The 10622-nt window shown below is 67.9% G+C and carries 7 protein-coding genes; 2 read left to right on the top strand and 5 right to left on the bottom strand.

All coding sequences use genetic code 11. The features are described from left to right. Positions 1 to 135 precede the first annotated feature (135 nt). Both HMPREF3088_RS01580 and HMPREF3088_RS01575 read left to right on the top strand, forming a co-directional pair. A complete protein-coding gene (locus HMPREF3088_RS01580; RefSeq protein ID WP_070757928.1) occupies positions 136 to 1206 on the top strand; it encodes a ParB/RepB/Spo0J family partition protein in 1071 nt (356 codons plus the stop codon). A gap of 366 nt (positions 1207 to 1572) precedes the next feature. Then, the gene (locus HMPREF3088_RS01575) at positions 1573 to 2397 is read left to right on the top strand and encodes a hypothetical protein (RefSeq protein WP_070757926.1); all 825 of its coding nucleotides are present in this window, start codon (positions 1573 to 1575) and stop codon (positions 2395 to 2397) included. Between the two features lie 11 nt (positions 2398 to 2408). On the opposite strand, the gene HMPREF3088_RS01570 is transcribed toward HMPREF3088_RS01575, so the two are convergent. From HMPREF3088_RS01570 to murJ, 5 genes are all read right to left on the bottom strand, one after another. Beyond that, on the bottom strand, positions 2409 to 3635 hold the full coding sequence (locus tag HMPREF3088_RS01570) for an N-acetylmuramoyl-L-alanine amidase (protein WP_070757924.1): 1227 nt from the start codon (positions 3633 to 3635) through the stop codon (positions 2409 to 2411). 56 nt (positions 3636 to 3691) lie between these two features. Further along, a complete protein-coding gene (trxA, locus tag HMPREF3088_RS01565; protein WP_070757922.1) occupies positions 3692 to 4015 on the bottom strand; it encodes a thioredoxin in 324 nt (107 codons plus the stop codon). 128 nt (positions 4016 to 4143) lie between these two features. Continuing rightward, entirely contained in the window at positions 4144 to 5208 is a 1065-nt protein-coding gene (trxB, locus tag HMPREF3088_RS01560; RefSeq protein ID WP_070757920.1) for a thioredoxin-disulfide reductase, read from the bottom strand. 85 nt (positions 5209 to 5293) lie between these two features. Continuing rightward, a complete protein-coding gene (locus tag HMPREF3088_RS01555; RefSeq protein WP_246817985.1) occupies positions 5294 to 5884 on the bottom strand; it encodes an RNA polymerase sigma factor in 591 nt (196 codons plus the stop codon). A 205-nt stretch (positions 5885 to 6089) separates the two neighbouring features. Next, positions 6090 to 10571: a murein biosynthesis integral membrane protein MurJ gene (gene murJ, locus HMPREF3088_RS01550; RefSeq protein WP_070757916.1), complete on the bottom strand. Its 4482-nt coding sequence runs from the start codon at positions 10569 to 10571 to the stop codon at positions 6090 to 6092. Positions 10572 to 10622: the final 51 nt, after the last annotated feature.

The following is a 10622-nucleotide window of genomic DNA, read 5'->3' as shown; positions in this document are numbered from 1 at the left end:
GGCGCAGGCGGTGCAGCGGCCCGCCGGAACGCGGATCAGGATTCCGGCGATGCTGCGCGCGGCGGCACCGGATCGGCGTCTGGAAATGGCGGAGCGGATATTCGTCACAGTGACGTTAATCGCCCAACCTCCAGTATGGGCGAGAACACCGGGGACCAGGCCCAAAAATCCGCCTCCGCGGGGTCGGGTGGAGCCACCGGTTCGGATGCCAAGGGCGCCACAGGTTCGAAGGCTGCGAAGGCTGGCGCTTCGAAGGACGGCGCCACGAAGAAGAGCGGTTCCCAGTCCCGCACCGCAAGCTCGTTCGCACCGCAGGGTTCGACCGCGCCGCAGAGCTCGGCTGAGCCTCACGGTGAGTCCGGCACCTCGGACGCCCCCAATGCGGATAGCTTCGGCGCGACCTATCAGGAACTCCCCCTCGACGCGATCACGACGAACCCGAAGCAGCCGCGTGCGGTCTTCGATGAGGAGCAGCTCAACGAGCTGGTCCACTCCATCCGGGAGTTCGGGCTCATGCAGCCTATTGTGGTTCGTCCGGTCAGCGGAGCGCCTGCTCCCTATGAGCTCATCATGGGTGAGCGACGCCTCCGAGCCTCCAAGAAGGCTGGCCTGGAGACGATCCCGGCCATCGTCCGTGAGACGCAGGACGACGCGATGCTGCGCGATGCCCTGCTGGAGAACATCCACCGCGTGCAGCTGAACCCGCTTGAGGAGGCGGCCGCTTATCAGCAGCTGCTCGAGGAGTTCGGCGTGACCCAGGAGCAGCTGGCCAAGCGCATCGGGCGCTCCCGCTCCCTGATCGCGAACATGATTCGCCTGCTCCAGCTGCCCGTCGCGGTGCAGCGGCGCGTGAGCGCAGGCGTGCTCAGTGCAGGCCACGCCCGTGCCCTGTTGGGGCTCAAGGGCGGGGAGGACGCGCAGGCACAGCTGGCTGACCGCATCGTCGCCGAGGGCCTGAGCGTCCGCGCCACGGAAGAAGCGGTCACGCTGATGAACCGTGGCGAAGGGCAGAAGCAGGAGCGCAAGCAGCGCACCCCTGCTCCCCTGCCGGACTACGTCAACAGTTGGGTGGACGATTTCGCGGACACCCTGGAGACCAAGGTCAGCGTCCAGATGGGCAAGAAGCGCGGCCGCATCGTCGTCGAGTTCGGCGGTCAGGAGGACTTCGACCGCATCATCGAGATCCTCGGCGGCGGCGAGCAGTAGTTTCGGTGTCAGAGGCGGCTCACCGCGGCTGCCGCCAGTGGCGGCAGCCGACAACGGCACCCGGTGAGTTAAACCAGGCTGGCGCGCCCGTCGTAGCCCGCCGTGACGGAGCTCCGGGGCGGCAATCAGCGTCGCAACCCGCCGAGCGGCGCCCGCGATTGTTTCACGTGAAACAATCCAAGTTTTTTGGGCCGATTTCCTAAATTGCCTCACGGGGCGGGCGGTCGTCCTAAAATAAGCCCCAGAAGCAACACCCGGCCCACGCTGGCCGAGCCCACGAGCTTTCCGGCGTTGCTTGCCCGTATAGACACATCATCACGCGATAGTTGAGCCGACCGGCTTAAGCTCATCAGGGAGGGAGAGACCGTGGAGGTTGAAATCCGCGCTCTGAGCTTTGATAACGCGGAGCAAATCACGGAGGATGCCGCACTCAGCACGTTCTGGGCGCTGCCGTGGGACCCGTTGTATGGGCCGACCCATACCGAGGACCCGGCCTTCGACAAGCAGCTGTGGATCCAGCGCACGCTGATGAGCTGGGGTACCTGTGGCTTCACCGCCTTCGTGGGGACGGGCGTGCCCGGTCGCAAGCTACAGCCAGCGGCGACCGTCTTCTTCGCTCCAACGCGCTTCCTGCCGGGAGTGGAGGGCCTCCCCTCCTCTGTGTCCTCCGACGCGCTCCTCCTGAGCGATGTGTACGTTGAGGACGCCTTCATGGGCCTCTACCTGGAGCACCGCCTGATCGAGACGGTGCTCGTGGAGGCCGGCCGCCGCGGTTTCAGCGCCGTGGAGGTCTTCGCCCGGGACGAGGATGCCCTCGACGAGCTCCTGCGCAAGCAGGAGGAAGAAGCCCGCGGGGTGGCCCACGATGCGGGTCTGGAGTACAGCGGGACCCCGTCCTTCCCCTCCCCGTCGAGCGCGGCGAGCTCCCGGTCCAGCCTGGACCCTAGCCTGCGGATCGAGAACGCTCCCAGCTACGTGCCGGAGGCTTATCGCGGCTGGCAGACACCGGAGGCCCTGCACACGGGCAACCTGCTGAAGGACGCCCTCAGCGTGGCCCCGATGCTCTCTATGGACGTGGTTGAGGAGGCCGAGTTCGAGCGCGTGGACGATCACGAGCTCTACCCGCGCTACCGCCGTGAGGTCTCCGGTTCGTATAACCTTTTCCTGGACCACGAGGGCGAGGCCTTCTAGGCCCCGTTCCCCTACTGCTGCTCGATGCGCAGCAGCTCCGTGAAGCTGAACTGCCCGGTGCGGTGGCTGTCCTGGTCCATCAGGTACAGGCGCTTCACGGAGACGACGATGGCCTCCGCGATGATGTCGCGCACCTCCGGCGAGGTCAGCGCTGCTGCGTCCTCCGGGTTCGTCAGATAACCGGGGACGACCTGCACGGTTGGCATCTTCGTGAGCCGCAGGATGTCCCAGGTGCGGGCGTGGGTGCGGCAATTCAGCAGGTCGGTGCGGGCGGCGATCTCGCGCTGGATGTAGCCCGAGAGCTTCTCGCCCACCATGGACCTCGAGCCGTTCTCGGAGCCAAAGTAGAAGCTGGCCACACCGTTCGCGCGCTCGTTCGGGTAGCTATCCGTGCGGAGGGAGATCACCAGGTCCGCCCCGAAGGCATTGGCCAGGTCTGCGCGCTCCGTATCGCTGGGGTTCGCCGTGCGGCTGCGGGAGAGGATCGTCTCCATGCCCGCGGAGATCATGCGCCCCTCCAGGCGGTTGGCGAGGTCCCAGAGGATCTCCTGCTCGGTGATCGTGCCGTAGGGCCCCTGTACGGCGGTGCCCTGGTCGTCGCCACCGCAGCCCGGGTCGATGACCACGCGCTTGCCGGAGAGCTGCGGACCCGCGGCGCGGATCATCTCCTTCTCGCGGATGGAGTTCGGGGAGCCGCCGGTGATGCGGCGGCCGAGGTAGGACAGCGCGCGGAGGGTGTCCGGGCCGACCATGCCATCGGAGTTCAGCCCGTATTCGAACTGGTACTGCGTCACGGCCTGGTGGGTGTCCGGGCCGAAGTGCCCGTCCACGCGACCGGTGTAAAAGCCCAGGTCATAGAGCTGGGACTGGAGTTCGGAGACGTCGTCGCCGACGTACTGTGGGTCCTGCAGGCTCAGCACCCGGTTGCCGAGCTTGTAGGAGGCCTCGCGCAGGGCGCGCAGGGTGGTTTCGTTGATCACGCCGTCGGCGATGATGCCGCGCTGCTGCTGGAAGGCCCGCAGGGTGGTTGCCAGGAGGGCGTCGAAGAACTCTTCTTCCTCGGACCACTGCTCGTTATTGGAGGCCGTGAGCTCGACGCCGTAGCCGGAGAGCATGCCGAGCCGGGCCAGTGCGCTGCGCACCTCCGCGACCCGGGGGCTCTTATCGCCCACGGTGAGCAGCACATTCTGCTGGCCCACGCGGGGGCTGTGGTTCTCGGCGTGTTGTTTATCCGTCACGGCTCGCTGCGTCCTACTTTCCGAACAGTTGCTGGTGGTCCAGGGTTTCCCGCGGTCTAGGCGAGGGATTCCAGCTTCTCGACGAGGGTGCCCTTCTGCTGCAGGCCGGTGAATTCCGCGACCTTCTTGCCGTCCTTAAAGACCATGAGGGCTGGGATGGACATCACCTGGAACATCGCTGCGAGCGCGCGCTCTTCGTCGACGTTGACCTTCGCGACGACGGCGCGGCCGTCCATCTCCTCGGCAAGTTCTTCGAGGCTGGGGTTCATGCGCAGGCAGGGCTGGCACCACTGGGCCCAGAAATCCACGAGTACCGGCAGGTCGGACTCCACAACGGTGGACTTAAATGTCTGCTGCGTGACCGTGATGATGTTCGACATGCGGGCCCTGCCTTTCCGGGGTTGGGTGGTCCTTGGGGTTGGGTGGTCCACCGGGGTTTTCCTTGTCCCAGGATACCGTGAATCCCGGAAAAGCTCGGGAGGCCAGCAGTGTGCTGTGGCGTGGAGTTTTAGCCCTCGTTGGCCGGCAGTGCGGCCAGGTAGTGCTCCGCGTCCAGGGCGGCGCGGCAGCCGCTGCCAGCTGCGGTGATGGCCTGCTGGTAGTGGGAGTCCACGAGGTCGCCGGCGGCGAACACGCCCGGCAGGCTGGTGGCGGTGCTTGGCTCGTCAACCTTGACGTAGCCGTCCTCCTTCAGCTCCACCTGCCCCTCGAAAACGCTGACGCGCGGGTCGTGGCCGATGGCGACGAAGAGGGCGTCGAATTCCATCTCCTGGCTTTCGCCGGTGACGGTGTCCTCGACGGTCAGGGAGGTCACTGCGCTCTCGCCGTGGACGGCGGTGACCTTGGAGTTCATGAGGAACTCGATCTTCGGGTTCTGGCGGGCGCGCTCCTGCATGATCTTGGAGGCGCGGAACTCGTCGCGGCGGTGGATGAGGGTCACGGTCTCGCCGAACTTGGTGAGGAAGTCCGCCTCCTCCATCGCGGAGTCGCCGCCGCCGACGACGGCGATCTTGCGGTCCTTGAAGAAGAAGCCGTCGCAGGTGGCGCAGGCGGACACGCCGCGGCCGATCATCTCCTGCTCGCCCGGGATGTTCAGGTAGCGCGGTGCCGCACCGGTGGCGAGGATGACGGCGCGTGCCTGGTACTCCTCGCCGTCTACCCAGACCTTCTTGATCTCGCCGGTCAGGTCCATCTTCTCGACGTCCTCCATGCGCAGGTCGGCACCGAAGCGCTCCGCCTGGTTGCGCATTTCGTCCATCAGCTCTGGGCCCTGGATGCCCTTGGCGAAGCCCGGGAAGTTCTCCACCTCGGTGGTCTGCATCAGCAGGCCGCCGAAGTCCATGCCCTCGAAAACGATCGGCTCGAGCTCGGCGCGGGCGGCGTAGATCGCGGCGGTGTAGCCGGCTGGCCCGGAGCCCACGATGATCACGTTGTGGATCTTCTCCGCAGGGTCGTGGGTGCCACCCGAGCTGGCGGAGGTATCGGGAGTATCGGCTGGGGTGGCCGCGTCCGCGGCGTCGCCCGCCTTGTTCACGCCGATTCCGACGTTGGCCTGCAGGAAGGGCTGAGACATGTGACCTCGCTCGTGTTCTTTGATGTGGGTTTCGCTTTCTTAACGCACTTTATCTAACCCAGTAGACACGGGATATATTCCCAGCTCAGGGGTGGTCGGCATAGTCGGCAAGCACGAGGTGGTCCTGCAGCAAGCGTCGCCCGCGCGAGTAGCGGGATTTCACGGTGCCGGGCGCGACATCGAGCATCGCGGAGATCTCGGAGATGGAGTAGCCGAGCATCCCGCGCAGCACGACGGTCTGCCGGAACAGGACCGGGATGCTGGCCAACGCGTTGTGCAGGTCAACGCTGAGCTCCTGGTTCGGTGTGGCGTGCGAGCTCGGCAGGTCGCGTTCACAGTCACTGATGTCCTCGCGGTGGCGGTGCCCGCGCCGGTGCTGGGCGGTCACGAAGTTCAGGGCGGTGCGGTGCGCGATGGTCACCATCCAGGTCACGACGCTGGAGCGGTTGCGGAAGGTGGCGGCGCGGCGGTGGATTTTCAGGACGGCTTCCTGGTGGACGTCCGCCAGTTCGCTCTCCGGGACGCCGGCGGCGCGTTCTGCCCAGTGCATGCGGACCTCGTGGCGGGCCAGCAGTGTGTGGAGTGCGAGCGGGTCGCCGGCGATGTGCTCGGCGAGCAGCTCCCGGTCGGTGCGGTGCGCGCTGGTGTGTTGTGTGTCGGTGACTGGTGCCGTCATGGCCCCTCCCCTTTCCCCCTGGTGAGCCTGGATCGTGGCTTAGACACTAATGAGCGCCCCGGCCATCGTGATGTCGATGGCGCCGGGGCGCTCAAAGCTGTGGACAGCTCAGCCGGTCAGGGAGCCGCGCTGTGGATAGCCGGTGGCGCGGACAACCGGGCGGGCTCCCCCGCCGGGCTCCCACGTCCCGCTCCCCCACCAGCCGTTACTGGCTGGCGGCTACGGGCTCCGCGGGGCTGCCTGCTCCATTCGCAGCATTGCCACGACCAGCGCTCCCCCGCGCTGCACTGCTTGGCGCGGTGCTGGTCTCGTCCACGCGGTTCTGGCCCTGCCAGGTGCCCATGACGCGCAGTTCGCCGAGGGTGGCGCGGCCGTCGGCCTCCGGCAGCTGGGTGATCCAGATCAGCAGCTGCTTCATCGGCTTGGTGCCCTGCTCCTTCTTCTCGGCATCCTCGGCCCGCTCCTCCTCAGACTCGGCCCCCTCCGAAGCCTCATCAGCGCCGCCAGCCTTCGCCGCCTCTTTGGCCTTGGCCGAAGCCATGGCCTTCAGCAGCTTCTGGTTCGCACCGCGACCCACGAGGACGTCCTGCCCATCATCACCGTGGAACTCCACGTTCATCGTGGACTCGGTGGCAGTCACCGTGCCCAGCGAGGTGGTCTCGTCCAGGGAAAGCGGGACCTTGCGCAGGTTGGCGGACTGGTTTCCACTGGTCGCGGTGGCCGTCGCCTCGCCCTCCGGTGCGGTCTCCGAGGCAGTCGGCTCCTCCGAAGCACTCGGCTGGGCGGAGGCCTTGGCGCCCGCCTCGTTCGGGATGGCCGCCCCGCTCGGTGCCGCCGGGTCGGTCGGCGCGGTGGCCGCGTCGACGCGGCGCAGCTCGACCTTCATGCCGGGCGCCAGACCCTCCAGCTGCAGCGCGTGGATGCGGGTGCCGGTCGGCAGGTCCACGAGCAGGCCGATGCCCTCCTTCGTCGCCTCCGGGGTGCGTCCCAGCGGGCTGAGGTAGGAGTCGGACTGCCACTTCGTCGCCGCACGCCCGTCGGTGACGAGCTGGACGTCCTCCGGCGCGTCGAGGGTGCCCTTCGCGCCGGTGGGCATCCATTCGCGGACGTTGCGGATCGGGACGATCGTCGGCTCGCGGTTGATGATGCCCTCCGCGCCGGAGCGGATGGAGTCCGTGGATAGCGGCGAATCCTCCCGTCCGCCACCCACAACGCTGAGCAGGCTGGCGACGAGCGCGGCGATCAGCAGGGCGGAGCCGATGGCGATGCCACCGATGATCGCAACGTGCTGCAGGCGCGCCTGGCGAACACCGAAGCCGGTCTTCTGCACCTGCGGGGTCGGCGCCTCGTCCGGGTTGACGGCCAGCTCCCCGGAGGTGAGGTAGCGCAGCCTGGTCGCCAGCTCGCGGGGGTCGCGGTCCGCCGGATTCGGTGGGACGTCGCCCTCGTCGCGGTCGTCGTCTGCGTCGCGGTCTGCGTCTGCGTCCTCGTCGGTGTCCTCGCTGCGTGCGGCCGCAGGGTTGGCCGCCCCGCCGCTGATGACGGCGGAGCGCTGCTCGGTGCTGAGGTTGCTGGCGGCCAGCGACTCGGCGAGGAGTTCCTTCGGGATCTCCGAGACCGGCACGTTGGCCAGCAGGAGCTCGAGGACGGCGGTGATGCCCTGCATGTCCTGCGCGGAGGAGTTATTCGGCAGGTAGCCGGGGAAGGCGAGGACGGCACCCCCGGCGGTGCTGATGCGGATGCGGTCGCGGTGGTCCACGCCCAGGGCCAGGCCGTGGTCGTGCATCTCCGCGGCGGCCTCGGTGAGGTCGGCGACGGCGAAGCCGACGGCCAGCGGGTCCGGGCTGGAGTCCGCGACTGCGGAGAGCGCGGAGCCGTCGGTCCAGTCGGACACCACGACCACGCTGCCGGGGCTGTCGATGACCTGCTGGATCTGCGCGAGTCCGGCCAGCGGGTTCGCCTCCTCGCCCTCGGCGCCGTCGTCGGCGTTCTCAAGGGCGTGTGCGAGGGCGGCCTCCTGGGCCTCCATCATGGCCCGGGATTTCCGCGACATGTCCTGCTTGATCTGCATCACCAGTCGGGACTGGTTCGGCACGTACTCGCCGGGGCGCTTGCCCTGGCGCACGGCTGCCAGCGGGTCGAGGATGGTGAGACCCACCATTTCCCCGGTGGCGGTGCGCCGGGCCTGCCAGAACCGGGCGGCGGTGGAGCCACCGTGGTCGGCGAGCAGGCGGTAGCGCCCGTCCAGGATCGGCGCGCCGGGCACCAGGCGTGGCCCGCGCACGCGCCCTGCGGATAGTGGCGGCAGGGGCGGCAACAGGGAGTTGGCCACGGCAGCCTCGCGGGCGGCCTCTGCGGGGCCCAGCGGGGCGGGAACCATGCGCTCTGCGGCGGAGCCCAGTTCCTCCTCGGCTTGACGTCCGGAAAAGAAACGGCCGATACCGGGGACGCGGGAGAGCGCGGAGCCGACGGTGAGAACCTCGGGCAGCTTGGAGCGCGCCATGACCACGCCGGTGGCGATGAGGAACACCGGGCCGGTGATGAGCAGACGGATCAGGAAGCCCGGGTTCTGGCCGGGGGTGATGATCGTGTTGGTGAGAGCCAGGTCCACCAGCCAGGCGACGAGCGCACCGACCAGCGAGGCCCCGAAGGCCCAGAGGCTGGTGTGCATGACCTCGCGGGAGTTGAGGTTGCCCAGGGAGCGGCGCAGCAGCAGCACGCCGATGATCGCGCCGGTGACGAAGCCGAAGCCGTTGGCGGCACCCAGCAGCACCACCACGAGGCGCGGCTCGGTGGCGATGAATGGCGCGATGGAGACCAGGGCGATCTTGGTGATCGTGATGCCGGCGATGATGAAGGTCGGGGTCCAGACCTCCTCGCGGGCGTAGAACACGCGCAGGTGCAGCAGCACCAGGGAGTACGGGATGAGCGTGAAGGCGGAGAAGGAGACGGTCCAGCCCAGCACGCTCGCGGTCTCCATGGAGAAGGAGCGGTAGGCGAACAGTGCCGGCCCGATGACCCCGCCGAATGCGGTCATGAACACGATGATGGGGATCATCGCGAACATCGTCAGTCGGGTGGCGACGGTGAGGTCGCGGACCACGGCCTTATCGTCGCCGTCGGCGGCGTTGCGGGAGAGCCGCGGCATGACGGCGGTCAGCAGGGTCACGCCGATGACGCCGTAGGGCATCTGCAGCAGCTGCCAGGCGTTCATGTAGATCGTCGGGGCGTCCCCGGATGCGCTGGATGCGATCTGGTTATTGATTGCCCAACCGACCTGGGAGATCGCCACGTACAGCACGATCGCCACGCCCATGCCGGCGAAGTTCTTCAGGCGTTCGTCCACGCCCCACAGCGGCCGCAGGTTGATGCCCGCCTTGCGGAGGTAGGGCACCATGATGAGCGCCTGGAAGACCACGCCGAGGGTGGTGCCGAGCCCCAGCAGCAGCACGTGCGGGTCGCTGATGGTGACGTGGTCGGTGGGCTGGAGCTTCGTGTCCTCGGGCAGCAGCAGGTAGCCGCCGAGGACGGTGATGGTCACGAGGTTGTTGACCACGGGCGCCCACGCGCCGGGTTTGAATACTCCCTTGGTGTTCAACACGGCCATGAACACGGCGAACATGGCGTAGAAGAAGATCTGCGGGAGTACCAGGTAGGCGAACATTGTCGCCATTTGCACGTTGACCTGGCCGTCTTGGTCGAGTGTGAGTCTGATCAGCCAGGGGGCGCCGAGAACGGCGAGGAGGGTGATGATGACGGTGATGCTGAACGTCATCGTCAGCAGTCTTCGGATGAAGGCTTCGCCGCGGTCGGGGTCTTCCTTCTCGGCTCGGACGAGCACGGGGACGACCAGGGAGGTCAGCACCGCGCCGAGGACGAGCTCCGTGATGAGGTTCGGCAGGGTGTTCGCGGTGTTGAACGCGGAGGCGACTGCGGCACCGAGCGCGGAGCCGATGAGGACGGTGCGTAGGAAGCCGGTGATGCGCGACAGGAGGGTCGCGATGGCCATGGAGCCGCCGGTGCGGACGACGTCGGCGTCCGAGGGTTGCTCGTTGTTCTTGTCCTGTTCCGCCGCGGCTGCGGCGGTGCGGTCCGTTGGGGTTTCTTCCTCCGGTGGGACGTCACCGCCGCCGGTGGTTGCGGTGGCTGCGGGGGTCGCGGTGTGTTCGGGGGCGTTGGTGCCTGCCGTTGTGTTGGTTGCGGTTCGGGTGCCTGCCCCGGCGGTGCTGCTGGCGCCGACCCCAGCGCCGGCGAGTGCTCGGGCGGGTGTGCGGGTCGGCTGGGAGCTGGCGCGGTACTGGCGGCCCGCGGGGTCGGCCCCGGGGTCGGCGGAGTGCCCGAGTTCCCCGGCGAGGCCGAACTCGTAGTGGTCATAGGCGTGGCGCTCGTTGGCCAGGTGGATCTCCGAGGCGGGCCGGCGGAAGTCCACGGCCGGGGCGGCTGGGGCCTCGGGGGTGGTGTCTTCGGGTTCCTGGCCGTGCTGGGAGGGGGCGACGCTCAGTGAGGAGTAGTCGTCCGTTGTTTCCGGGGCGTCGGCTTCTTCGCGCGCCTGGGGGGCCAGCGCGGGCGGGCGGGCTTCGATGAAGCGGCCGCGCTGGCCTACGGGCGGTTTGGCCGGTGGCGTGCTGCCGTGGCCTGCGCTGTCAGCGGAATCCTCGGGAACGTCTGGGTTAGTCACAGGATCCATCTTCGCCGAGATTGGGTGCGTTTCCTAACTAGAAACGCGTTCTATGGGCGG

Origin of the sequence: Corynebacterium sp. HMSC22B11 (assembly GCF_001815965.1) — a bacterium.
GTDB lineage: Bacteria > Actinomycetota > Actinomycetes > Mycobacteriales > Mycobacteriaceae > Corynebacterium.
Note: the sequence above shows the minus strand (reverse complement) of the source record. Positions and strands in the feature narration are given on the sequence as shown.

Excerpts from the sequence above, each read along its gene's own strand:
- HMPREF3088_RS01580 (WP_070757928.1), top strand. The coding sequence starts at position 136 with ATGGGCGAGAACACCGGGGACCAGGCCCAAAAATCCGCCTCCGCGGGG.
- trxA (WP_070757922.1), bottom strand. The coding sequence starts at position 4,015 with ATGTCGAACATCATCACGGTCACGCAGCAGACATTTAAGTCCACCGTT.
- trxB (WP_070757920.1), bottom strand. The coding sequence starts at position 5,208 with ATGTCTCAGCCCTTCCTGCAGGCCAACGTCGGAATCGGCGTGAACAAG.
- HMPREF3088_RS01555 (WP_246817985.1), bottom strand. The coding sequence starts at position 5,884 with ATGACGGCACCAGTCACCGACACACAACACACCAGCGCGCACCGCACC.
- murJ (WP_070757916.1), bottom strand. The coding sequence starts at position 10,571 with ATGGATCCTGTGACTAACCCAGACGTTCCCGAGGATTCCGCTGACAGC.